Source organism: Blautia sp. MCC270, assembly GCF_018785605.1.
Taxonomy (GTDB): Bacteria; Bacillota; Clostridia; order Lachnospirales; family Lachnospiraceae; genus Blautia_A; species Blautia_A fusiformis.
In genome coordinates, this window is record NZ_WQQD01000028.1 from 14423 (window position 1) to 38976 (window position 24554).

A 24554-nucleotide genomic window follows, 5' to 3' on the forward strand; every position below is an offset into this window, starting at 1 on the left:
CCGTATTTCATTTCAGAAAAAAAAGGCAGATAGCGTCTCTATCTCCGTCCAATGTTGTACACCCACTTTCCGGAAATCGTACTTCTATCTGCCTGTTTATCCTTTTTCAGAACAGTTTTTTCCTCTGTTATTTACAGATTTGATTATAATATTTTGTTTTCAGTCAGTCAAGGATTTTTGCTCGACCAGATCCGACGCCTTATGCAAAACGGCACAATGCCTGCACGAAAAGTGTCGCATAAACACACAGATCGATACTCCAGGCTCCCAGAAACAGTCCCCATGGTGTTTCCCCGGCTCCTTCGGCAAACCGTTTGGGCTTCAGCGCAAGAATCAGTGGAAAAAGAAGCGGCAGAAAATACCGTCCCTGCACGCCCAAGATCTTATCGTAGCCATAGGCTGTCCACTGTCCGTATAACGTTACAAAGATCAGCGCAAATACCAGGAGACTGACTCCTCCCAGAATGCTCTTTACCGGAAGATCCAGACGGATTCCCGACATATCATCATTCCCGGAAACCTGAAGGACCAGGAGCAGAAGATATCCTATTGCCAGCAGGGCACAGACAGGAATATTCAGCCATCCAAGATTACTTCCTATCATTTCTGTAAGATAGGTCACACCAAAATTATCCAGGCTCCGCACAAAAGTCAGGACAAAGGCAACCGGATCCTTCAGGATCCCCACAAGCTGTGCAGCTGTATCCACACCTGGCTGTGACTCACAGAGATATCGGGATGCAATGACCAGCCAGCCGAAACTTAAGATCAAGATCACAGTTCCTGCACAGACCACATGAAACCAGTAATTTTTTCTGCTTTTAAACCGTTCTTTCGGGATCAGGAACAGGAGCAGGCAAAACGGCATGTAAACCACTTTGCAAAGACACAGGAATCCGGTCAGCACGTACATCCATATCAGCTGTCTTCTACTCATCACTTCTTTTTGTTTATATCGCATAGCCAGTACAAAGGCAGCCAGAGCAACTGTCAGAGCCAGGGCCAGGGCATCTGCTGACGTGGAATTTGCTGACTGGATATTCACAGGTACCAGCCCCAGAAGTACGAGGAAATTTTTCCCAACAGGCGTCAGACGAATGGCAAAGAAAAAGAACAGTCCAAACATAAGCATATTGGCGATCCTTCCCGCATAGGCAAGAACCATCGGCCGGTCCGTAAACAGATCTGCAATGCGGATCCCTACTGCCTGGGGAAGATACGAAGTAGGTGCATACAAGGCTGTATTTCCAAATCCGTAAAACTGTGTTTTTTCCCGGTCGATACGCTGATCTGCATTCTCTCCGATATCCCATAATGATACATGATCCTTGGCGGAAAATTCCGGAACCAGACCACTGTTAAACGTCCTTCCATATGAGAATAAGTCGTTTCCTCCGTTGCCTTCCGACGTCAGATATCCTCTGGAAACCTCATAGCTTCTCAGATAATGGCTGTACTCATCCGGCGAATTAAAGGCCGGAACCGCCGCCAGCGTACAGATACTCATAAAAATATAAACAACGGCAAACACCACTTCTGCCCGGAGCTGTCTGCGTTTCAGAAATGCAAAGATCACCAGCATCACAGCTGCCGCCGCTCCAATCACCAGAAACACCAGTGATTTTGGAAATGGCCTGGAAATGATCCGATAGGCAAGTGTCTGTGTATCATCCTTCTGGCTCACCAGCCCTGCAGCCACTCCGGTATCCCCTTTTGCTCCATCTAAAACGATCCGGAATTTCTGCCCCTTACATTCCGTAAGCTTCTGGTCAAGCCGGAAATACGTGGTATCCCCCGACGATATGGTCAGTCTGCTGGCCTGCCAGCTCTGGATCTCCCTTTCATTCTGATACAGCGTTATCTGAAACGTTCCAGCAACCGATGCACTCTCTGTAGAAAGAAAAAGCTCCACACCGGACAGACGGTTCGTTTTGCAGGTAAACTCCTCTTCAAAGCTTCCTCCCGCACCGATCATAGACCAGGTATCCGGTCTTGCCTGCTGCTTTACATTTCCGAGGATCTCCGAATCACTAAGCAGATATGCGGAAAAGATCAGGATCATTCCCCATATCAGCAGATATTTCAGAGCGTTTTTCAGCTCTGCAGACAGGCTGTATGAGCTTCTGTTTTTTTTCCTATTTTTCATAATATCCCTCTTACTCACTGTTATTTTCACATTCCGCACTATTATAGCATCTGCACGGCAAAAAAAGAAGCTGCGTTTTATGGCAGCTTCTCATTTTTTGTAAACCTATCCGGAACCGGATGCTTATCGATTGTTGATCGCAGTTACCAGTGCATCAATAGAGGCACGGATGATATCCTGATCAACACCCGCTCCCCAGGCAAGCGTTCCATCCGGTTTGCGGATTCCCACATAAGCGATAGCCTGGGAGGAAGAACTCTGCTCCAGAGCATGCTCCTGATAAGTCTCCAGTGTGTATTTCAGTTCGTAAGCTTTCTTCAGTGCATTGCTTACCGCATCCAGACGACCATTTCCGGAAGCCTCTGTAACGATGGTTTTTCCACGGAATGTAGAAGTAACCCGTGTTACGATGCCGTCTTCCTTCTGCTGGAAATGAACCTCATTGATGCTGTATGGTTCAACCACATTTTCGAAGGTAGATTTGAACAGACTGAAGATCTCGTCCGGATGAAGCTCTTTGTGCTTGTGATCGGACACTGCTTTGGCTGCATAGCCCATAGCCTCGCGCATTTTCGGAGGAAGGTTCAGGCCAAACTTTGTCTCCAGTATATAGCCTACACCGCCCTTTCCGGACTGGCTGTTGATACGGATAACATCTGCGTCGTAGTTTCTTCCCACATCTGTCGGATCGATCGGCAGATACGGAACAGTCCAGTGCTCCAGATCTCCGTTCTCTCTCCAGTGCATACCCTTTGCGATAGCATCCTGATGAGATCCGGAAAATGCAGCAAATACAAGAGCTCCACTGTACGGACTTCTTTCATAGATCTGCATTCCAGTACATTTCTCATAAACCTCACAAATATGCGGCATATCAGAAAAATCAATCTTCGGGTCCACACCCTGGGAATACATATTCATACCAAGCGTTACAATATCCACATTACCGGTACGCTCACCATTTCCGAACAAAGTTCCCTCAATTCGGTCAGCACCTGCAAGAAGACCCATCTCGGAGTCTGCAACGCCACATCCACGATCATTGTGCGGATGAAGAGAAACGATCACGTTTTCACGGTATTTCAGATTATCACACATGTATTCCACCTGACTTGCATACACATGCGGCATAGAATGCTCAACCGTAACAGGCAGGTTGATGATCGCTTTGTTATCTGCAGTGGGCTGCCATACATCCAGAACCGCATTGCACACCTCCAGTGCATACTCCGGCTCTGTTCCCGTAAAGCTCTCCGGGCTGTACTCAAACTGAAAATTGCCTTCTGTCTCATCAGCCAGTTTTTTCAGAAGTGCAGCGCCATCTACTGCGATCTTCAGGATCTCCTCTTTTGATTTTTTGAATACCTGCTCTCTCTGAGATACGGATGTGGAATTGTATACATGAACGATCGCTTTTGGGGCGCCTTTAACAGCTTCAAAAGTCTTACGGATAATATGCTCTCTTGCCTGAGTCAGCACCTGGATCGTTACATCCTTCGGGATCAGATCCTGCTCGATCAGCGTACGGAGAAACTCATACTCTGTCTCAGAAGCAGCCGGAAATCCAACCTCGATCTCTTTAAAACCGATCTTTACAAGAAGCTTGAAAAATTCCACTTTCTGCTCCAGGCTCATCGGGATCACAAGTGCCTGATTTCCGTCACGAAGGTCTACAGAGCACCAGATCGGGGCCTTATCTACATATTCTTTCTCCGCCCATTTCATACATTTCACCGGCGGCATGTAATACTGACGTTTGTACTTGGATGGTGTCATCATTTTGTTTTCCTCCACTTTCTGTTTCCATTAAAATTTCTCTTTGGTTTCTGTTTTTGATATAAAGACATAAAAAAAATCTTCCGACTCTGCAGATTCTGCAAGAGACGAAAGACAACTGCTGTCCTACGCGGTACCACTCTTATTTCATGAATAAAAATTCACACACTTGACAGATACGGAATGTATATACATCCTTATATCCTCTCCGGATAACGGCGGACACCGTCTGCGTCTACTCTCTTATATAATACATAAAGATTTCAGGCAGATGCTCCGAGGCGAGTTCCACAAATCCCTTCCGCTGCTTCTCACCGGCCAGCAGCTCTCTGTGTTCCGTTCCCTTGTGTACTATTCCTCATCTACGCATTTTCTTTTTGAAACTGGTATTAGGTTAACACGTTATGGAAGATTTGTCAACGAAATTTTAACGATGCACCGCGCAAAAATTTCAGTGCATCACTCACGAACAGCAATCCGAGCTGATCCGTTTCTCTGTCTTCCTGCTATCTGCGGCAGACATTATTCGGCTCCCCGCCCGACTGAAAGCTGATGACCAATCCAGTACACAGCCCCGCCAATACCTCCTCCAAGAGTATTATATGTCAAATCAGAAACCTGGAACGTCCCAAGCCTCAGGAAAAGCTGCAGAAGTTCAATGGACAGTGAGAATACAAAGGTAATCTTAAGTCCGGTCCACACAATATTCAAGAATGTTGTTTTTTTCAATATTTTCTTTCCTGCGGTCCAGAACAGCAGGATCGTGAACGGAATGAACAGCATCAGATTCTCAATACACTCGGTTGTGAGATATCTGGTACCATCCTCTCCATATTTCCAGATCCACCAGTTCGCCATCACATCCGAAAGGGGATTCATCCACATATCTCGGTTCAGCAGCGTGCGAAACAAGATCATGGTTGTATAAAAGGTCAGAAAAAACAGCTTCCGAAAAAAAGCATTTCCTCTGAAATACTGCCACCACACGGAAAAAGCTCCCCTGATTCCCCTTCCACCTGTCTCATTATGGTAGGCAAAGAGATAAAAAAACAGTACCATCACAGACAGGATCACAGAAAACCAAAATGGCTGGTACAAAGCTGTCAGTACACTTGTAATAATACTTGATATGATGTCTTTCATTATAAGTCCTTTCACATAAGCCAGACAGTCGACCATTCTTCTGTCCGGCAGCTCTGTCATTATTCCTACCTATATTACTACACTCTTCCCACAAAAGCCAGAAAAAGATATCTCTCACCGCTCTGTCAATCGACCTGCATATCGTTTTTATATTCCTGAAAATGTGAGGGTCATGCGGATATTCGCAATTGAAGTAAGAGACTTACTTAATTCGGCTAAACTACAATATTTTTTTATTTTTAACGAATTTTTGTTATATTTTACCAGCAAAACATGCTATAGTTCATAGTAAGAAAAAACATTTCGGAGGTATTTTTAATGAAACGTGATCTGAAAAAAATCGTAAGCCAGATGACACTGGAAGAAAAAGCCGGCATGTGCTCAGGTCTTGATTTCTGGCATCTGAAACATGTGGAACGCTTAGGGATCCCGGAAGTAATGGTCAGCGACGGCCCTCACGGACTTCGTAAGCAGGATGATAAGGGCGATCATCTTGGAATGAATGACAGCATCAAGGCCGTCTGCTTCCCGCCGGCCGCTTTAAGCGCCTGCTCCTTTGACCGCAAGCTGGTGGAAGAAATGGGCAAAACCATCGGAAAAGAAGCTCAGGCCAACGATGTATCCATAGTTCTCGGACCGGCCGTAAACATCAAACGTTCTCCTCTCTGCGGAAGAAACTTCGAATATTATTCCGAGGATCCATATCTCGCAGGTGAGATCGCAGCCGCTTTTATAAACGGAGTACAGTCCCAGCATGTAGGAACCTCTATCAAGCACTTTGCAGCAAACAACCAGGAATATCACCGCATGAGTAATTCTTCCGAGGCTGATGAGCGCACTTTACGTGAGATCTATTTCCCTGCATTCGAAACCGCAGTAAAAAAGGCTCAGCCATACACCTTCATGTGCTCCTACAACCAGATCAACGGCACTTTCGCATCTGAGAATAAATGGCTTCTCACAGATGTTCTCCGCGGCGACTGGGGCTTCAAGGGCTATGTAATGTCCGACTGGGGTGCAGTCAATGACCGCGTCAAAGGTCTTGAGGCAGGTCTTGAGCTGGAAATGCCTTCCTCCAATGGGGTCAACGATGCCCTCATCGTACAGGCCGTAAAAGACGGTTCCCTCAAGGAAGACATTCTTGACCAGGCTGTTGAACGCATTCTACGCATAATTTTTGAATATGCAGACAACCGGGCACCGCAGGAATTCACCATGGAAAAAGACCATGAAGAAGCACGCCACATTGCCGAAGAATCTATGGTTCTTCTGAAAAACGATGAGCAGATCCTCCCTCTGAAAGCATCCGAGAAAATCGCTTTCATCGGTGGTTTTGCAAAGAAGCCTCGTTTCCAGGGCGGCGGAAGCTCTCATATCAACTGCTTCAAGATCACAAACGCACTGGATTCTGTTCCTTCCGATGCACAGGTTACTTATGCAGAAGGTTTTCCTGCAGACAAAGATCTCTACGATGACGCACTTGCAGCTGAAGCGATCAAAACTGCTGCCGCCGCTGACAAGGTTGTGATCTTCGCCGGACTTCCGGACAGCTTTGAATCTGAAGGATACGATCGTTCCCACATGAGGCTTCCTGAATGCCAGAACCGTCTCATTGCTGAGATCCTTAAAGTACAGCCGAATACCGTGATCGTCCTCCACAACGGTTCCCCCGTGGAGCTGCCATGGCTCAATGATATAAAAGGCCTTCTGGAAGCATACCTCGGCGGTCAGGCAGGCGGTACCGCTGTCGCAAACATCCTTTACGGAAAAGTAAATCCCAGTGGCAAGCTTGCCGAGACAATGCCGCTCAAGCTCTCCGACAATCCATCCTACCTGAACTTCGGCGGTGGTGAAAAGGTTGAATACCGTGAAGGCGTATTCGTAGGCTATCGCTACTACGATACAAAAGAAATGGATGTAGCATATCCGTTTGGCTATGGCCTCTCCTACACTACCTTTGCCTGCAGCAACCTGAAGATCTCCAATGAAAATCCTACAGACAAAGACACCATCACTGTTTCGGTTGATGTAACAAACACAGGAGATATGGTAGGAAAAGAAGTCGTACAGCTCTATGTCAAAGACTGCACCCATTCCGCGATTCGTCCGGAAAAAGAGCTCAAGGGCTTCGAAAAAGTTTTCCTGAACCCAGGCGAGACCAAAACAGTAACCATGGAGCTGGACAAGAGAAGCTTCGCATGGTACAATACAGAACTTCACGACTGGTTCGCAGCCAGCGGCGAATATAAGTTCCTTGTCGGTACCTCTTCCAGAGATATCCGTCTTGAAGGCAAGATCCATCTGAACAGCAGCCAGGAACTTCCGATGCATGTTCATATGAACACCACCCTGGGCGAACTGTTCCGCAACCCGAAAACAAGCGAAACAGCAAAAGAGCTTACAGCAAAATATATCTCAGCTATGAACGTCGGTGAAGAGTCCTCTTCTGAAGCCGCTTCCGAAGCTGTCACCGAAGAAATGACAGAAGCCATGACCGACTCCATGCCATTACGTGCGCTGGTAAGCTTCGGCGGGTATTCCAGAGAAGAACTTACAGAAATTATTGAAAAATTAAATAAACTGATATAATTTCACAGGACATCCTCTGCCGCACGAATTATACTTACATAAAAAGCTGCGTAAAACGACATAATTGGACAGCTATAGCAGTTTCAGATCGCTTGACAAGCATTAAAGCGGATGTTATCATTACATATGGTTCAAAATCTTGAATCAAACAACAGAATAATCCGAAAAAATTACTGTCGCTTAATCTAACATTAAGCGGCAGTTTTCACATTCTCTTCATTTTCCTTTCACACAATGCACACATTTTTTTACTATATTATTAACTGTAGATAGCAAATGCTAAACAATCTTTTTCTTTTTCATACTTTTTGCCGGGAGTCAGCACAACTCCCGGCCTCCTTTTTTTATTCTTCAGGTAGTTCGCCTGCATTTTCTATTATTATTAAAGATATAAAAATATGTCTTGTTTTTTCTTATTATATATATTATACTAGTCAAGAACTTATTGTTCCCGTCCATTTTGTTCTTTGATAATTTCATAGACTTCACACTCGAAACATGATACAATATCCGCACAGAGAAATATGCGGTACAATTTTTGTGGGAGGATGCGCATATGCTAGATCAGAAAGATTTGGAATTATTAGCCGGTATGATAAACCCGATCAATGTCCAGCTGGGCAATATAAATAACCGATTAGATGGTATCGATGCCAGACTGGATGCAGTGGATACTCGTCTCGACGGTATCGACGCTCGTCTCGATGCTATGGATGTTCATTTTGACGGTATCGACGCTCGTCTCGATGCTATGGATGTTCGTTTTGACGGTATCGACGCTCGTCTTGATGCTATGGATGTTCGTTTTGATGAAATAGATGCCCGCTTCAACCGGGTAGAAAACAGACTTGAAATGATCGATCTGAAATGTGATACCAACAGAAAACGCCTGGACGACCTTTCACTGGATGTTAAGCTTGCAGAACGGGATATCCGAAAAGATATCAAGAATTTACAGGACACAACAGAAACTCTTGTCGTTGTACTTCAGGGAAGAGGTATTTTACCTGACCCAGGTAACACAATACAGACAGCCTGATCATATCATGTAAAGAGTGTGAAGCCTATGAAAGTATCAAGGGATCACACTCTTTATTATCATCCATACAACCATCTTTCTCCTCAAAAAATGGTTGCATTTACAATTTGTTTATGTTATAGTTATATGCGTTGCGGGGTATGGCGTAGCTTGGTAGCGCGCACGGCTGGGGGCCGTGAGGTCGCAGGTTCAAATCCTGTTGCCCCGATATTTCTAACAAATTCAAGGATTTCCGAGGTCTGATGACTTCGGATTTTTTTATTACCTTTATTACCTTACTATTTTTCGAAAGGAAGGTTTTGCATGCAGGATAATCTGTCTCTTTATCATATTTTTTATACGGTAGCACGTACCGGCAGTATCTCCCACAGTTCCCGGGACCTTTATATCAGTCAGCCTGCTATCAGCAAGGCGATCCAGAAGCTGAAGCAGAATCTGGATACCGTTCTTTTTAAACGCAGTTCCCGGGGTGTCACTCTGACCCCGGACGGTGAGCTTCTTTTTGAAAAAGTAAAAGAAGCTCTTTCACTTCTGGATGAAGGAGAAAATTCCATTCGCCATAACCGTTCCCGGGACATTCCAAAGCTGCGTCTGGGCGCCAGTTCTACTCTTACCAGATATGTACTGCTCTCCCACCTGGAAAACTATATTGCACGTTTTCCTCATGTACGTATCACAATTTCCTGCCAGTCTACTTATCAGACGCTGCAGCTTCTGGATGAGGAAAAAATCGATCTGGGACTCATCGGACGGCCGCAGAAGCTTCGGGGATATTATTTTCAGCCTCTTTTGAAAATCCAGGATACCTTTGTCTGTACACAGCAGTATCTGGAAAATCAGAAAAAGCTCTATCCGGATGAACCTCTGATCCAGGCAGCAACTTTCATGATGCTGGATGAGGACAATATTACACGTCAGACCGTGAACACTCAGCTGAAAGAACATCATGTGGAATTAAGTCATATTCTGGAAGTAACAACTATGGATCTTCTGATCCAGTTTGCGGAAATTGGTCTTGGGATTGCATGTGTGATCCGTGATTTTGTAAAAAAAGAGCTCGAAGAAGGAACTCTGGTGGAAGTACCGGTAGGATTTTCTTTTCCGCTGCGTGAGATCGGGTTTGTATGCAGACAGAAAGATACTGATTCGGCTTTGATCGCGCCATTTTTTGATGATGAAACAGGGCATCCGGATAAATAAAGGAATGAAAAAAAATCCCATCTGATCATTGCGACCAGATGGGATTTTTAAATTTCAAAAAAGTTTCCTACCACTGTATTACGTGTGTGACTTCTTTGACTCAAACTTCGCTGCGCTTCGTTCGAGTAGCGCAAAATTTATTGCACCTGCAATAAATTTTGCTTAGTTATTAATAAGCTTATCCTCGCCGTTCCAGCTGTAGAGTTTACGGATCTCTTCGCCGACTTTCTCAGACTGATGCTCAGAAGCTAATTTTCTCATAGCCTTGAAGTGTACCTGTGCACCTGCATCGGACATGTCGAGTAAGAACTCTTTTGCGAATGTACCATCCTGGATATCGGAAAGAACTTTCTTCATTGCTTTCTTTGTATCCTCTGTGATGATCTTCGGTCCTGTGATGTAATCGCCATACTCAGCTGTATTGGAGATAGAATATCTCATTCCGGCGAATCCTGACTGGTAGATCAGGTCAACGATCAGTTTCATCTCATGGATACACTCGAAGTATGCGTTTCTTGGGTCATAACCAGCTTCAACAAGTGTCTCGAAACCAGCCTGCATAAGTGCGCAAACACCACCGCAAAGTACAGCCTGCTCACCGAAGAGGTCTGTCTCTGTCTCTGTACGGAATGTTGTCTCAAGAACACCAGCTCTTGCTCCGCCGATTCCAAGTGCATATGCAAGTGCGATATCCTGAGCTTTACCTGTAGCATCCTGCTCTACAGCGATCAGACAAGGAACACCTTTACCAGCCTGATACTCGCTTCTTACTGTATGTCCAGGTCCTTTCGGAGCGATCATTGTAACATCAACATATGCTGGTGGTTTGATGCATCCGAAATGAATGTTGAAGCCATGAGCGAACATAAGCATGTTGCCTTCCTCAAGGTTCGGCTCGATATCCTTCTTGTAAAGTGCAGCCTGTTTCTCATCGTTGATCAGGATCATGATGATATCTGCTTTCTTAGCTGCTTCAGCAGATGTATATACCTCGAAGCCCTGCTCCTCAGCTTTTTTCCAGGATTTGCTTCCTTTGTAAAGACCGATGATTACATTACATCCGGACTCTTTAAGGTTCAGTGCATGTGCATGTCCCTGGCTTCCGTATCCAATAATCGCAATTGTCTTACCATCTAATAATCCGAGATTACAGTCTTCCTGGTAAAAAATCTTATTTGCCATTTTACTTTCCTCCTCTGATGTTTACAACATCTTCTTCATAAAAATTATTTATCGTTAAGAGAGTAGCTGCTCTCCTAGCAAACATATGTAAAAATTTTTACAGGTACCGGACATCGTCACTGCCTCGTGACAGACCTGTGATTCCTGTTCTTGCAAGCTCAAGGATCTCATAGTCAGCCATCAGCTCCACAAACGCCTGCAGCTTGTTCTGGCTTCCGGTCATCTCCATAATAAGAGAATCCTTACTTACATCCACCACCTTGGCACGGAAGATATCTGCAACAGAAAGAGCTCCCTGTCTCTGTTCCGGCTTCACAGCAACCTTGACGAGCATCAGCTCACGGGCAACGCTGTCGTCCTGTTCAAGGACCTTAACATCCCGTACATCTTCCTGCTTCGCCAGCTGCTTAGTGATCTGCTGGAGCATCTGATCATCTCCCTCACAGACAACTGTCATACGGGAATATCTCTGATCTGCAGTCACTCCTGCGGTAATGCTGTCAATATTATATCCACGGCGGCTGAAAAGACCAGCCACACGGCTAAGGACTCCGGAGGTATTATCCACAAGGATGGATAGTATTCTCTTTTCCATAATACACCTGCTTTCAACACTTTTATGTATAGAAAACCGACTTCGTCAGTTAACGCTTTAATCTAATAAACCCTTGCTTTCTTACCATTATAACAACTTCGAAAATTTTGTCAATCAAAATTTCCTGCAAAATCCCTTCAGGCTGATAAGAAATGTTTTTATCCTCAGATCAGATATTTTTTCTTAAGCTCCTCGGATGCCTTTGGTGTCAGATAAAGTTTTTTCCGAAGGAATCTTTCAATTCCTCCGTTTTCTTTTTCGATGACATCAAAAACTGTATTGATATAGGACTCCTTCACCTGATAGAAGGCTTTCAGATCTGCAAGCTTCCGGCTGTTTTCCGGCCAGTCTGCCCGGTAAAGCCTGCGCATATATTTCAGTTCATCTTCCAGACATGGATTCGACCGCATATAATCCCTTCGTATCGTTTCCTTAGGTACACCCAAAGCAAAGAGCAAAAGTGCTGTTCCGACTCCTGTCCGGTCTTCTCCTGTGGCACTGTGAAAAACAACAGCTCCATTCTTTACATGAAGCAGGACGTCCAGAAAACGTGCATACTGCTTCAGAGAATACTCATCCGTAACGAAATTCCGGTACCAGTCCTGCATATACCGGTCTACATCACCATAGCAGGACATCACATGTTCAAAAAAGCTGTTTCCACTGCTGTCCTCATCCCGGATTGGAATGTGATAATACTCCACTCCTGCCATGATATCATCCGGTTTTTTCTTTACTTCTGCAGCTGACCGGAAATCGATCACTGTTTTTACATTATATTCTTCTGAAAGGATCCGGTTGTCTGCAGCAGAAGCATGATAGATTTCTCCGCTGCGCAAAAGTTTTCTGGGAAGAATATGCGAACCGTCTACTGTCATCAATGCACCCAGATCTCTTGTATTCGGAAGATTCTGAAGCGGAAGCCTGCTTCCTTTTGGAAAACCAACCGCAAGATCCGGATTCAGTACTTTAAGAAGCTGAAGGCAATCCTGTACCTCCTGCTCTGTCATATCAAATTTATAACGCTTCTGACGTCTGGTTATGATCACCAGATAATTGATGATCAGCTGCTTTTCACCGGTTTTATCGGTTCCCTCACGGCGCATGTACGCCCAGAGAATATCTTTACACGGAAGACTGTTGAGCATCATATGTCTGGTAAACACAAAAAAGCCATCTTCGATCCGTATTTTTCCGTATCTCATTTTCTTTCCTTTCTCCTTCTCAACCCCTGTGCTGCTTTCTTCGCAACACTTTTTATCATACCAGAAATCTCCAGTCCCGTATACCTCGTTTGACAATTTTCGTAGTTTGGATATAATAAACAGAGAAATTTTACCACAGGGAGGCTTTCTTTTATGGACAATCTTATTTTCTGTCTGAATGTTACCGTGCCCATCTTTCTTACGCTGCTCCTGGGATATTTTTTCCGGAGGATCGGACTGTTTGATGAAACATTTGTCAATCGTATGAACAAATTTGTGTTTGTCATCCCCCTGCCTGTGCTTCTGTTTCAGGACATCGCTAAAATCGATATCTATGAGGCCTGGGATCCCAAGATGATTCTTTTCTGTTTTGCGATCACATCGCTCAGTATTATGATCTCCGTGCTCCTGTCCCGTTTTCTCCACCCTTCCGATATCCGGGGCGAGTTTATCCAGGCATCCTACCGCAGCAGCGCAGCGATCCTTGGTATCGCCATTATTCAGAACCTTTACGGAAATGCAGGTATGGCACCACTGATGATCATTGCCAGTGTCCCTCTTTACAATGTAATGGCTGTTGTAGTTCTCTCTGTCTTTAAACCCGGTCAGGGAAAAATAGATGGTACCGTTCTGAAGCGCACTTTAAAGGGAATTGTCACCAATCCCATCATTCTCGGCATTGCAGCCGGTACACTCTGGTCCCTTCTTCGTCTTCCATTTCCGAAGATCCTGGACTCTACGGCAGGCAATCTTGCAAAAACCGCCACTCCTCTTGGCCTCATGGCTATGGGCGGATCTCTGCACTTCGGAAAAGCCTTTTCCCGGCTGAAAGCATCTGTTGCCTGTACATTTATGAAACTTGTCGGTTATGAAGCACTTTTTCTTCCTCTTGCCATCCGTTGCGGTTTTACAAAGGACAAGCTGGTTTCCATCATTATCATGCTGGGGTCTGCCAGCACCGTTACCTGCTTTGTCATGGCAAAAAACATGGGACATGAGGGTTCTTTTTCTTCGGGAGTCGTGCTTCTTACCACATTATTCAGTGCCTTTACCCTGACACTCTGGCTGTTTATCTGCAAAGGTCTGGGACTGATCTGATATTGCAGCTTCTGCATATTATCTACCCGGAAAAATCTGTAACATAAAATGCTGTAAGAACTATGATTTCTGGTTCTTACAGCATTTTTTTATAAAAGCATATTCACATAAAGCTATCATTTCTGATGTGGATGTTTCTGTTCTTACAATCTCATAGCCTACAAAACAAACGAAGCATTTTCTCAGATCAGCTTCAGATATTTCAAGCCATCCCGAATGCCGTAGTGGAACATATCAGACGTAACATAATCTGCCAGTTCTTTGATCTTCGGAGAAGCATTTCCCATGGCAACCTTTGTTGCAGCGTATCCAAACATGGCAAGATCATTGTTGCTGTCTCCAAAAACAACGGTATTCTCCCACGGAATATCAAACAGGCGGATCACAGCTGCGATCCCAACAGCCTTGTTAAAGCCCTTTGGCACCAGTTCAATGGTATTTCCCACAAACGAACTGCTGCCTTCATGGCGGATGATATCATAGTATTCTGATAAAATGGATAACGCTGCCTCCGCATCACATCCCTCCGTCATTTTTGCACTGATCTTATTGATCCGCATACAATCCTCATTTCCACGGATAGGCCTCCATTTATCGCCCAGGGATTCTGTGATCAGACTGGCATACCAGTTCACTTCATCGGTATACTCCTCTTTGTCATAATACATAAAATCCGCGCCTTCCATTACCGGGATCAGTCCGTATTTTCTGAGAACCTCCACAGAAAGCTTTGCAACCTCCGGCGTCATCTCTTTATTAAAAAGTCTCTTCCCGTCCTTCTCAATGGTGGATCCGCAGGCACTGATCATTCCCGTAAAAGGGATCTGCTCCAGATACCAGGATACAAACGCACGACTTCTTCCTGTGCAGAGCCACGCTTCATGTCCGTTATCTACCAGCGCACGGATGGCTTCTATGGCACTGTCCGGCACTCCTTTTTTCATATCACAGACTGTTCCGTCCGCATCAAAAAATACTGCTTTTCTGCTCATTTTCCTGTCCTCCGATATCACCTGTAAAATACCTTTGCCGCACGGATCAGGCTTTCCGTATCTTTCACTCCAGCTGTTTCATAAGCGGAATGCATCGCCAGCTGCGGCAGACCGATATCGACCGTATTTATGGCTGCCTGGGTATTGGAAATATTTCCCAGAGTGGAACCACCGGCAATATCAGAACGGTTCACAAATGTCTGATATGGCACATCTGCTTCTCTGCAGAGTTCCTTGAAGATTGCTGTGGAAATCCCATCGGTACAATATTTCTGATTGGCATTATATTTGATCACAATTCCACCATTCATCACCGGTCGGTTTACAGGATCTGCCTTGTCTGTATAATTCGGATGTAATGCATGTGCATTGTCCGCAGAGATCATAAAGCTCTCTGCAAGGGCCATCAGATAACTTTCCTGATCTCCGCCAAGGGCCAGATTGATACGAAACAGTACATCTTTAAGAAATGTGGATGCAGCTCCCTGCCTGGTAGTGCTTCCCACTTCTTCATTATCCAGTACACAGTGGACTGCAATGACCTTCTTCTTATCTGCCTGGAGAAAGCCTTCCATTGAAGCGAAAGCACACTGCAGATCATCTAATCTTGGACTGGAAACAAATTCATTCCTGGATCCCCAGATCGTTCCGGACATCCGGTTATAGAGAAACAGATCATGGCCCAGGATATCCTCCGGACGGATCTCTGCCTCTTCTGCCAGCATCCGCATGAAGTTTCCTTTTTCGCCACTGCCACTGTACAATGGAAGCATATCCTTCTGGACATTATAATGATAGCCTCCATTAATATCCCGGTTCATATGGATCGCAAGGCTCGGGATCATGACCAGATCTCTATCAATATCTACAAGCTTTTCCAGAATTTTTCCGTTTTTGTGGACGATCATGCGACCTGCCACAGAAAGGGGACGGTCAAACCAGGTAGAAAGGATCATTCCTCCGTACCGCTCCACATTCAGCTTCACATAAGCTCCGTTTACAGACATCTCCGGATTTTCTTTTATTTTAAAAGACGGGGAGTCACTGTGACTTGCAATGATATGATATCTCCTGCAGTCATTGACAGGAATGGAAAATCCGATGATCGCGGAATGATTTCTCATGACAAAATATTTTCCGCCCTTTTCCAGCTCCCAGCGCTCCTCTTCCTTCAATTCTGTAAAGCCTTCCTCCAAAAAACGTCTTCTTGTTTCCTCTGCCGCCTGAAAGGCTGTAGGACTTTTACTGATAAATTCCAGCAGTTTTTCTGTTGTTTCTTCGTACATAATCTTCTCCTCTGTCGACCCGGTAATATCCAGGCTGTTATGCTATTACCCATTATACGGCAAAACTTTTTTCAGGGCAATATCTCAGATTTCTGCACTCTTTCGTACCCACATATGCTGCACAAGCTTATCCCCAAGCTTATTTGCGAGCATAGTATAAATTGAACTAAATACATTGGCTCCAATACGGAGCAGCACTGCTGCCGGCATTCCAAACAGTCCTGATGCAATGGACAGTGCTCCAAATGTATTAAATGCAGTCTGCCACGCATAACCTGCGGAATATCCCACACCGATTCCTCCGATCATTCCAATATAGGGATACATAGATTCCGGAAGTATCAGATAAAGCACTGCAAACAGAATACAGCCAACGATGTTGAACATAGCTCTTTTTCCGGCCCTTCCCCTGCAATCCGCGGTAAACGGCAGACACACGGACATACAGGCAATTCCGGCCCACATTGCTCTTGGGAGTCCCAGAAGAGACATGATCAGCATAGCGCTGGAAACGATCAGCGTCAGTCTTAAATACCACCTGCCTCTTGCGGAATGCAGATCAAATTCCCGGAACAGGTCCAGAAACGTCCTGCGATACGGGCGGTTTTTCTGATTCTTATAAAAAACTACCATGCAGAGAACCATTCCGGCCAAAAGCCCCTCTACACGAAGCAGATACGCCTTTCCGGTTACGTCATATCCCATCAGAAGCAGATATCCGAGAACAAATGTGGAATGGTTATACATAATTACATTATGGCATCCCAGGGTCATCAGTAACAGGATGCTTATCGCATTAACAAAAAATGCCGGTACCGGTGAAACCATGTTGGATAATCTCGGTCCTGCGATCAGAATACAGAAAATCCCGGCAATGGACAACAATCCGTGGGACGTCCGGATTCCGAAATCCGCCTGTCTTAAAACCAGCACTGCCAGTAGTACGGTTACTCCTACAACACTGTTGTCATTGCCGGTTATCTTACTGTACAATGTCACAACCGCCACACAAAATGCCATGACAAGATACACTTTAAAATTATAGATCAGAATATGCCTTCTTTTCTCCTTTTTGTCTGTGGTATTTCTGATCAGCTGTTTTGATCCGGTTGAGCTTAACTGCAGTTCCTGATAAAATGTCATTTTCATCACTCCTTTTGTAAAACAGACATTCTCATTTCGCTTTTTTCACATGCTCATAAACGCAATCTCTTTACAATTTACGTTCAAAGATACAAACAGCCATTATACTTGGTTTATTCTAAAACGTCAAATATTTTTTCTGAAATCATGTTCACGCATTACACCTCAGCCCCGATCAGATCACTCCGAAAATGGCCAAGAACATTTTTATTATTTTTATATTTACTGCAGCTCCGCTATCCTGGTCACTGCTACATAAATGTCCTGTATCTTATACCAGGTTGGATAATCCACCACTCCGGATGCGGGAAGCCCGAATATATTCTGGAATTTTTTTACAGATGCAGCGGTAGCCGGACCATAAATACCATCCACAGTCACTGACGGGATGGCAGGATAGGCTTTTGCTATGGCATTAAGCTGTTCCTGGATCTGCTGTACCTTTTCTCCGGTAACACCGATAGTCAGGTCATATCCCGGCCAGGACGCGGGAATCCCGGAAACTGCTTCCGCCACATTGATATACATATCGTTTCCATAGAAGCTCCGCAGGATCTCAATGGCGGAATATCCCTGATCTCCCAGAGCTTTGCTTCCCCACTGGGTCATCCATCCCCGGTTCCTGCACTGCACCTGGTGTCCGTCACAGTACTGGGTCAGGATCGGCTGACGTACATCCGGTCTGGAAAGGTAGTTTTCAAAAAGTTCATCCACGATCCGGTCGATACTCTCAAAAATATTCCTGCCATGGATCCATTTGTGGTCGTATGCTGTGGAGGATGTAATGGTGAAATCATAACCCTTATTTCGGTACCACTCTGTATAAACTCTGTTCAGGGTAAACGACATGATTGCCAGAACATTGGCACGTATCGTGTCCTCCGGCCAAGTTGCGTAGATCTCACTGCTGGCCACGTTTTTGATATAATCCTTATATCTTACATAATAATCCTGTGCAGAGGTATCCCCTATTGGCCCGTCGTGGACTACGATATACTCCGGGATCACCACTTTGTTTAATACGATCTCGCCGGTTTCATTTATCGGCTTGATCTCTGCTTCCGGATTTTTGGGAGGATATTCCCCAAAAAGCGTATGGGGTCCGATGACGATCCGCTGATAGTCCTCTCCACTACCCTGCTGTCTGCTAAGGGATGCTCCCTGCCTGGCAATGGAATGGGGAAGAACTTCTGTCCCGGCAACTTCTTTTGGTGTAAAACCTTCTGCACTGATCCGAACTGTATATTCTGCATAAGGCTGCTGCTCCACCGGTTTCATGCTGTATTCCAGTGGAGGAGCTGCCAGCTCCAGCATGGGCGTTTTTCCGGAGGAATCCGTACGGATTTCTTCGATCACATTATCCGGGACTCCTGTGTACGAGATCCGCACTGTAGCATTTTCCACCGGACGGTTACTGGCACTGTCCAGCACCGTCACCTGCAGCTGTCCCTGATCCGGCATATCCTGCTGCATGGAAATATAAGAATAATTTTTCATAAACAGAGGCTCCTTTTTGTGCCTGAAAGCACACTGGTTCTCTGCTAGTATATGTACAGAATCTCAAAATGCCATATCTCCTACTGTGCTTCCTCCCAGTAATCTTCCGCATCCTGGATATCATCAAACTCATCTGCATGATCATAATAAAAATCTTCCGGATCATCATAATCCTGCACATCGTACATATCTTTTCTGTCATTATTCCTGCTGGTATTTCCATGGTAAGTTTTTTTCCCGGATGTTGTGGATGAAACAAATTCCACTACACTGCTGACCCGTCCGTTTCTGCAGACTGCCATGAATTTTTTTGCTCCATTGCTGTTATACCACATATATCTGTACTGAATGTCCTGTGTTCTTTTTCCCGGTGTGTCCCGCCAGTAATGTTCTGTTCTTTTCTCTTTTGCCCTTCCCAGAAGCGTAATGTTTATGTATTTTTCTTTCATTCCCTTATATGGCTCATCCTCCTTTCGCATTCTTTCTTCCTCTTCTTTTTCCTTCTGTGCCATATATTTTTTGTATTGTTCTTCTGTATCTTTCTGGGCCTTCCTCATTTCTTCTATATATTTGCTACTGTACTCATCTCCCTTTGGAACATACCATATAAGCTTATGCAACTCCTCAATTCCTTCTCCATTCTGAACAGCATCGCAAAACTTTGCATATTGGATAATATATTTTACATCCTCATAATATCCCGGAAGTTTTTCCAGCAGCTCTATCGCATCATCATATTTGCCTGCATCCATGCATTCTTCCGCTTTTTCATAACATTCCCTGTTCTGTTTTTCCTTAAATTCCTCATTTTTGATCTGGATTGCCTCTTCTGCCTTTGTAGCCAGAAAAGGAACTGCTATAACAACTGCTATCAATGCCGCCAGTATTAAAATATCCTTTTTCAAATTTATATATCCCCCCCTTTACTCTGATGCCTTTATTATATAATAAATATCTGCACAAAAAAAGTGCTGTATCATCTACTCACAGATCATACAGCACTTGCTAGTTATTGTTCACTCCGTTCTCAGTAACACTTGATATTTACCTTTTTCCGCCAGATATCAGAATATCTTCAGAATATCATTATACATAACGATAACCATCAACGCCATCAAAAGCATCAACCCCGCAAAATGGATCATGCCTTCTACCTGACGGTTTACCGGTTTTCTCCGGATCGCTTCTGCCACCAGAAATACCAGCCTTCCTCCATCCAGTGCAGGAAGAGGAAGAAGGTTCATCACTCCCAGGTTTGCAGAAAGAAGAACTGCCATATTCAACAAATTCATCCAGATCATCAGCGTTCCCTCACTCTTGGACTGTTCGTAAGTGTCGCCAATGGCATCCGCAATACCCACAGGACCACTTAAGTCTTTCATTCCAAGGTGACCGGTCACAAGCTCTTTCAGGCTTAAGATCGTAGTACGGATCATGTATTTCACTTCCACAGCACCATATTTCAGAACATTAAAGCCGGAAGTCTTTTCACTGTATGTGTTATATCCGAAACCGGAAACCGGTGTTCTGTATTCCCTTGGTGTTATCTCTGCCTCATATTCCAGTCCGTTACGCTCATAGGTGATCGTCACAGGTTCCTTGGATAACGGATGCTCCTCGATGTATTTTTCATATGCATTTCCATCCGGAACCTCCACACCATTGATCTTGGTGATCACATCGCCGGCTTCCAGACCTGCTTCTTCCAATGGCATTCCCTTGATCAGTGATTCCACCGTCATGGAATTTACATCGGAACGGTTAAAACCAAGGAGATACCGCACATTTACATCTGGTTTATAGGAAATCTCCTGTTCCTTTCCATCACGTTTTACTTTCAGCCGGATGGTATCTCCCTCCTTCAGTTCGTTGAGATACGAATATACATAAAGATCTTTCCCCAGATCAATATGGTAGCCCTGATATTCCGTGATCACATCGCCCTTTTTCAATCCGGCCTTTTCCGCAGCAGAATTTTGGGTTACTTCCAATACGGTTGCCGGATCATAGCCCATACAGCCTACAATGATCACAGACAAAACAAATGCCAGCAGAAAATTAAATACCGGACCTGCAGCAACCACTGCGATCCTGCCCCACACAGGAGCCGAATTAAAGGTTCCCGGACTGTCATCTTCCGCATCCTCTCCGGCCATGGCGCAGGAACCTCCAAGAGGAAACAGTTTCACGGAATAACGTGTGCCGCCCTTTACCGTACTTATGATCCTGGGTCCCATACCAAGAGAAAATTCCAATACCTCGATATGGTTCTTTTTTGCCAGAAGAAAATGTCCCAGCTCATGGATCAGTATCACAACACTGAAAATAATTACAGCAATCACAAATTTCAATTTACCACCTGCTTTCGATCCACTGATAAGTATCCTGCTCTACAGAAAGGATCTCATCCAGATCCGGATGTGCGATTTTTTTATGTCTTTCCATAGACTGTGCAATAATCTCATAAATATCCAGAAAGCCGATCTTTTCCTCCAGGAATTTCTTTACTGCAAGCTCATTGGCTGCATTAAAGACAGTCGGCATACTTCCGCCCTCCCGGGATGCCTGGATTGCCATAGGAAGTCCCCGGAATGTCTCCATATCCGGAACCTCAAATGTGATCTCATGAAGCTTCGTGAAATCAAGGCGGTCTCCATCCAGATATCGTCTGTGCGGATAGTACAGAGCGTACTGGATCGGAAGTCTCATATCCGGAGTTCCAAGCTGTGCCATGATCGCACCATCCTTAAACTCCACCATGGAATGGATGATACTCTGCGGCTGCACCACCACCTGAATATGATCCAGATCCATGTCAAACAGCCATTTGGCTTCCATAACTTCCAGCCCTTTGTTTACCAGGGTTGCGGAATCTACGGTGATCTTTCGTCCCATTACCCAGTTTGGATGCTTCAGAGTATCTGCAACAGTGACCCTTCGCAGCTCTTCTGTGGTACGTCCGCGGAAGGGACCACCGGATGCCGTGATCAGAAGCTTGTGGATCTCTTTGTTTTCTTCTCCGTGGATAGCCTGGAAAATAGCGCTGTGTTCACTGTCTACCGGAAGGATAGATACGCCATATTTCTTTGCCATGGGCATGATCAGATGACCGGCTGTGACAAGGGTTTCCTTATTTGCCAGGGCAATGTCCTTTCCGGCACGGATTCCCTCCATAGTAGGACGGATCCCGATCATTCCCACGATCGCAGTGACAAGAATTTCTGATTCCGGCATGGACGCAAGTTCCAGAAGTCCCTCCATTCCGCTGACTACCTTTGTATCTGTGTCCGCAATACGCGTTTTCAGATCCCGGGCTGCTTCTTCATCCCAGACTGCTGCCAGAAGCGGATGAAACTCACGGATCTGCTCTTCCAGCTTCTCCACACTTTTGCCTGCACTGACTGCAACAACCCGAAGGTCTTCGTTTTTTCTTGCCACATCCAGTGTCTGGGTCCCGATGGAGCCGGTAGAACCTAAGATTGCAATATTCTTCATTTTAATGTCTCCTAAATTCCAAGAATCATTTTTGCAAGATAGTAAATAACAGGGGCTGTGATGATCACACTGTCAAAACGGTCCAGGATTCCTCCATGGCCCGGGATCAGCTTTCCATAGTCCTTGATGTTCTGGTTTCTTTTGATCGCAGATGCAGCCAGATCACCCACCATGGAGATCAGAGCTCCAACTGCGCAGATCAAGGCATACTCAGCCATTTTTCCCTGTGTTGCTGCTGCATAGATCACTCCAAGAAGCGCCGCTCCCGCAACGCCTCCTACAGCTCCCTCGATGGATTTCTTCGGGCTTAAAACCGGCGCCATTTTATGCTTTCCGATAAGCATTCCCACACAGTAAGCACAGGTGTCACATCCCCAGGAGCACAGGAATATCAGCCATACCAGGAATTTTCCGTCCGGAAGGCTTCTGGTAAGATAGATAAAGGAAAGCATCACAGCAACATATACAACTCCAAAAAATGCTGCCATCACCTGTTCTGCATGGTATTTCGGATAACCGAATACATAAACAAACAGGATCAGGATCATACTGATGATGATCGCCATTGTTCCGTAATTTCCAAAATCAGCTTTCATGGCAATATAATAAAGCACTGCTCCAAGATATCCTACAAGTTCCAGCACAGTAACATGCTCATCGCTTACCTTCATTACCTTGTAAAGCTCTCTCATTCCGATCAGTGAAACAGCCAGAAGTGTAAAAAATAAGATCCAGCTTCCGGAAATGATAGTTGCCAGGGCAATAATGACAAGGACGATACCACTTATCAGTCTTGTCTTAAACATGATCTACTCCTCCTTGACGCCACCGTAGCGTCTGTCTCTCTGATTGTATTTCTCGATGGCTTTGATCAGCTCTTCTTTATTGAAATCCGGCCATGCAACCGGTGTAAAATAAAACTCGGAATAGGCAAGCTGCCAAAGCAGGAAATTGGAAAGCCGCTGCTCACCGCTTGTGCGGATCAAAAGATCCGGATCCGGTACACCTGCAGTATCCAGATAGCTCTCAATCGTATCTTCTGTAATGCCATCCGGCTCAACTTTTCCGTCTTTTACATCCTGTGCCATCTTCTGCATTCCACGGCGGATCTCATCACGGCTTCCGTAATTTAATGCCAGCTGAAAATAAATACCGTCAAAATCTTTGGAATATTCCTCCAGTTCCCGGACACTCTGCTGGATATCCGGTGCAAAGGCAGTAACATCTCCGATGACTTTCATCTTCATATTATTTTTCTTGGAAATCTTGATACATTTCTTAAGATAACCGCGGAACAGTTTCATCAGTGCTTCCACTTCTTCTCTGGAGCGTTTCCAGTTTTCTGTGGAAAAAGCGTAAACCGTAAGATATTTCACCCCAAGGTCTTTGATATCATAACAAATGTTTTCAAGATTGGCGCATCCCTTTACATGTCCGTAGGTTCTCGGCATTCCTCGTTCCTTTGCCCAACGTCCGTTTCCGTCCAGAATGATCGCGATATGATTTGGTACGTTCATAAATCTCCTCCATACAGAAAGAGAGCTTCTTCAAAGAAGCCCTCTCTATCCTCGTATTTCTTACAATTATACAGTCAGAATCTCTTTAGACTTGTTCTCGATCGCCTTGTCAACTTCCTTGATGTACTTATCTGTAAGTTTCTGGATCTGATCCTCAAGCTCTTTGATCTCATCCTCAGAAACATCCTGTTTTGCAAGTTTCTTAAATGCATCGTTGGCATCACGACGGATATTTCTTACTGCAACCTTGGCACCCTCGCCTTTTTTCTTAACGTCCTTCACCAGCTCTTTACGACGCTCCTCGGTAAGCTCCGGGAAAACAAGACGGATCATTTTTCCATCGTTGCTCGGGTTTAATCCCAGATCAGAGCAAAGGATCGCTTTCTCGATCGCTTTGATCATGCTGGATTCCCACGGCTGGATCTGGATCATACGTGCCTCCGGTACAGAAATGTTTGCAACCTGCTGGAGCGGAGTCGGTGCTCCATAATAATCTACGGTAAGTTTGTCAAGAATATGCGGGTTTGCACGGCCGGCTCTGATGGTTGTCAGCTCACTCTCCAAAGCATTCAGTGTTTTTCCCATTTTTGTTTCGTATACCTGAATTCTCTCATCCATTTCACATATCTCCCTGTATGGTTTTTTTTATTA

General features: G+C 45.0%; 20 protein-coding genes, 1 tRNA gene and 1 other annotated feature. Of the genes, 5 read left to right on the top strand and 16 right to left on the bottom strand.

The features are described from left to right. Positions 1-199 precede the first annotated feature (199 nt). The 3 genes from GPK58_RS08270 to GPK58_RS08280 form a co-directional block, all read right to left on the bottom strand. The gene (locus GPK58_RS08270) at positions 200-2146 is read right to left on the bottom strand and encodes a DUF2142 domain-containing protein (protein ID WP_215638482.1); all 1947 of its coding nucleotides are present in this window, start codon (positions 2144-2146) and stop codon (positions 200-202) included. A gap of 123 nt (positions 2147-2269) precedes the next feature. After that, on the bottom strand, positions 2270-3925 hold the full coding sequence (locus GPK58_RS08275; protein WP_174235852.1) for a 2-isopropylmalate synthase: 1656 nt from the start codon (positions 3923-3925) through the stop codon (positions 2270-2272). Between the two features lie 97 nt (positions 3926-4022). After that, positions 4023-4296, bottom strand: a binding site (T-box leader). A 148-nt stretch (positions 4297-4444) separates the two neighbouring features. After that, complete coding sequence (locus GPK58_RS08280; RefSeq protein WP_252195785.1) at positions 4445-5125, bottom strand: VanZ family protein; 681 nt, start codon at positions 5123-5125, stop codon at positions 4445-4447. A 258-nt stretch (positions 5126-5383) separates the two neighbouring features. Between GPK58_RS08280 and GPK58_RS08285 the strand changes: the two genes are divergently transcribed. The 4 genes from GPK58_RS08285 (at position 5384) to GPK58_RS08300 (ending at position 9893) form a co-directional block, all read left to right on the top strand. Beyond that, positions 5384-7654 (top strand): glycoside hydrolase family 3 C-terminal domain-containing protein, encoded by a 2271-nt coding sequence (locus tag GPK58_RS08285; RefSeq protein WP_173741761.1) that lies wholly within the window; start codon positions 5384-5386, stop codon positions 7652-7654. A gap of 556 nt (positions 7655-8210) precedes the next feature. Further along, complete coding sequence (locus GPK58_RS08290) at positions 8211-8693, top strand: hypothetical protein (RefSeq protein ID WP_173741762.1); 483 nt, start codon at positions 8211-8213, stop codon at positions 8691-8693. Between the two features lie 134 nt (positions 8694-8827). After that, positions 8828-8901, top strand: a tRNA-Pro gene (locus GPK58_RS08295). Positions 8902-8996: 95 nt separating this feature from the next. After that, complete coding sequence (locus GPK58_RS08300) at positions 8997-9893, top strand: LysR family transcriptional regulator (protein WP_215638483.1); 897 nt, start codon at positions 8997-8999, stop codon at positions 9891-9893. Between the two features lie 162 nt (positions 9894-10055). Here the strand turns inward: GPK58_RS08300 and ilvC are convergent, their stop codons facing one another. The 3 genes from ilvC to GPK58_RS08315 form a co-directional block, all read right to left on the bottom strand. Then, positions 10056-11075, bottom strand: coding sequence for a ketol-acid reductoisomerase (ilvC, locus tag GPK58_RS08305; protein ID WP_059086364.1), 1020 nt, complete (start codon positions 11073-11075; stop codon positions 10056-10058). Between the two features lie 97 nt (positions 11076-11172). After that, positions 11173-11670, bottom strand: a complete 498-nt coding sequence (gene ilvN / locus GPK58_RS08310; protein WP_021652933.1) for an acetolactate synthase small subunit — start codon at positions 11668-11670, stop codon at positions 11173-11175. 164 nt (positions 11671-11834) lie between these two features. Next, positions 11835-12875 (bottom strand): tyrosine-protein phosphatase, encoded by a 1041-nt coding sequence (locus tag GPK58_RS08315; protein WP_118609078.1) that lies wholly within the window; start codon positions 12873-12875, stop codon positions 11835-11837. A gap of 153 nt (positions 12876-13028) precedes the next feature. Here GPK58_RS08315 and GPK58_RS08320 point away from each other — a divergent pair, with 153 nt between their 5' ends. Beyond that, the gene (locus GPK58_RS08320; protein ID WP_022426519.1) at positions 13029-13973 is read left to right on the top strand and encodes an AEC family transporter; all 945 of its coding nucleotides are present in this window, start codon (positions 13029-13031) and stop codon (positions 13971-13973) included. 182 nt (positions 13974-14155) lie between these two features. Here the strand turns inward: GPK58_RS08320 and GPK58_RS08325 are convergent, their stop codons facing one another. The 10 genes from GPK58_RS08325 to frr form a co-directional block, all read right to left on the bottom strand. Beyond that, the gene (locus GPK58_RS08325; protein ID WP_215638484.1) at positions 14156-14965 is read right to left on the bottom strand and encodes a Cof-type HAD-IIB family hydrolase; all 810 of its coding nucleotides are present in this window, start codon (positions 14963-14965) and stop codon (positions 14156-14158) included. Between the two features lie 17 nt (positions 14966-14982). Beyond that, positions 14983-16251 carry a M18 family aminopeptidase gene (locus GPK58_RS08330; protein WP_215638485.1) on the bottom strand — a complete coding sequence of 423 codons (1269 nt, stop codon included), beginning with the start codon at positions 16249-16251 and terminating at the stop codon, positions 14983-14985. Between the two features lie 84 nt (positions 16252-16335). Beyond that, a complete protein-coding gene (locus GPK58_RS08335; RefSeq protein WP_215638486.1) occupies positions 16336-17394 on the bottom strand; it encodes an FUSC family protein in 1059 nt (352 codons plus the stop codon). A 222-nt stretch (positions 17395-17616) separates the two neighbouring features. Further along, positions 17617-18891 (bottom strand): peptidoglycan-binding protein, encoded by a 1275-nt coding sequence (locus tag GPK58_RS08340; protein ID WP_274603120.1) that lies wholly within the window; start codon positions 18889-18891, stop codon positions 17617-17619. Positions 18892-18971: 80 nt separating this feature from the next. Beyond that, a complete protein-coding gene (locus tag GPK58_RS08345) occupies positions 18972-19796 on the bottom strand; it encodes a hypothetical protein (RefSeq protein WP_215638487.1) in 825 nt (274 codons plus the stop codon). Between the two features lie 159 nt (positions 19797-19955). Then, positions 19956-21233, bottom strand: a complete 1278-nt coding sequence (rseP, locus tag GPK58_RS08350; RefSeq protein WP_288162033.1) for an RIP metalloprotease RseP — start codon at positions 21231-21233, stop codon at positions 19956-19958. Between the two features lie 10 nt (positions 21234-21243). Further along, positions 21244-22386 carry a 1-deoxy-D-xylulose-5-phosphate reductoisomerase gene (gene dxr / locus GPK58_RS08355; RefSeq protein ID WP_015526782.1) on the bottom strand — a complete coding sequence of 381 codons (1143 nt, stop codon included), beginning with the start codon at positions 22384-22386 and terminating at the stop codon, positions 21244-21246. 11 nt (positions 22387-22397) lie between these two features. Beyond that, entirely contained in the window at positions 22398-23192 is a 795-nt protein-coding gene (locus GPK58_RS08360; RefSeq protein ID WP_015526783.1) for a phosphatidate cytidylyltransferase, read from the bottom strand. A gap of 3 nt (positions 23193-23195) precedes the next feature. Beyond that, on the bottom strand, positions 23196-23903 hold the full coding sequence (locus tag GPK58_RS08365) for an isoprenyl transferase (RefSeq protein WP_015526784.1): 708 nt from the start codon (positions 23901-23903) through the stop codon (positions 23196-23198). Between the two features lie 66 nt (positions 23904-23969). Continuing rightward, the gene (gene frr, locus GPK58_RS08370) at positions 23970-24521 is read right to left on the bottom strand and encodes a ribosome recycling factor (RefSeq protein ID WP_015526785.1); all 552 of its coding nucleotides are present in this window, start codon (positions 24519-24521) and stop codon (positions 23970-23972) included. Between the last annotated feature and the right edge of the window lie 33 nt (positions 24522-24554).

What these genes read in the sequence shown, in the direction of transcription:
- GPK58_RS08270 (WP_215638482.1), bottom strand. Translation starts at nt 2,146, where the DNA reads ATGAAAAATAGGAAAAAAAACAGAAGCTCATACAGCCTGTCTGCAGAG.
- GPK58_RS08275 (WP_174235852.1), bottom strand. Translation starts at nt 3,925, where the DNA reads ATGATGACACCATCCAAGTACAAACGTCAGTATTACATGCCGCCGGTG.
- GPK58_RS08280 (WP_252195785.1), bottom strand. Translation starts at nt 5,125, where the DNA reads ATGACAGAGCTGCCGGACAGAAGAATGGTCGACTGTCTGGCTTATGTG.
- GPK58_RS08285 (WP_173741761.1), top strand. Translation starts at nt 5,384, where the DNA reads ATGAAACGTGATCTGAAAAAAATCGTAAGCCAGATGACACTGGAAGAA.
- GPK58_RS08290 (WP_173741762.1), top strand. Translation starts at nt 8,211, where the DNA reads ATGCTAGATCAGAAAGATTTGGAATTATTAGCCGGTATGATAAACCCG.
- GPK58_RS08300 (WP_215638483.1), top strand. Translation starts at nt 8,997, where the DNA reads ATGCAGGATAATCTGTCTCTTTATCATATTTTTTATACGGTAGCACGT.
- ilvC (WP_059086364.1), bottom strand. Translation starts at nt 11,075, where the DNA reads ATGGCAAATAAGATTTTTTACCAGGAAGACTGTAATCTCGGATTATTA.
- ilvN (WP_021652933.1), bottom strand. Translation starts at nt 11,670, where the DNA reads ATGGAAAAGAGAATACTATCCATCCTTGTGGATAATACCTCCGGAGTC.
- GPK58_RS08315 (WP_118609078.1), bottom strand. Translation starts at nt 12,875, where the DNA reads ATGAGATACGGAAAAATACGGATCGAAGATGGCTTTTTTGTGTTTACC.
- GPK58_RS08320 (WP_022426519.1), top strand. Translation starts at nt 13,029, where the DNA reads ATGGACAATCTTATTTTCTGTCTGAATGTTACCGTGCCCATCTTTCTT.
- GPK58_RS08325 (WP_215638484.1), bottom strand. Translation starts at nt 14,965, where the DNA reads ATGAGCAGAAAAGCAGTATTTTTTGATGCGGACGGAACAGTCTGTGAT.
- GPK58_RS08330 (WP_215638485.1), bottom strand. Translation starts at nt 16,251, where the DNA reads ATGTACGAAGAAACAACAGAAAAACTGCTGGAATTTATCAGTAAAAGT.
- GPK58_RS08335 (WP_215638486.1), bottom strand. Translation starts at nt 17,394, where the DNA reads ATGACATTTTATCAGGAACTGCAGTTAAGCTCAACCGGATCAAAACAG.
- GPK58_RS08340 (WP_274603120.1), bottom strand. Translation starts at nt 18,891, where the DNA reads ATGAAAAATTATTCTTATATTTCCATGCAGCAGGATATGCCGGATCAG.
- dxr (WP_015526782.1), bottom strand. Translation starts at nt 22,386, where the DNA reads ATGAAGAATATTGCAATCTTAGGTTCTACCGGCTCCATCGGGACCCAG.
- GPK58_RS08360 (WP_015526783.1), bottom strand. Translation starts at nt 23,192, where the DNA reads ATGTTTAAGACAAGACTGATAAGTGGTATCGTCCTTGTCATTATTGCC.
- GPK58_RS08365 (WP_015526784.1), bottom strand. Translation starts at nt 23,903, where the DNA reads ATGAACGTACCAAATCATATCGCGATCATTCTGGACGGAAACGGACGT.
- frr (WP_015526785.1), bottom strand. Translation starts at nt 24,521, where the DNA reads ATGGATGAGAGAATTCAGGTATACGAAACAAAAATGGGAAAAACACTG.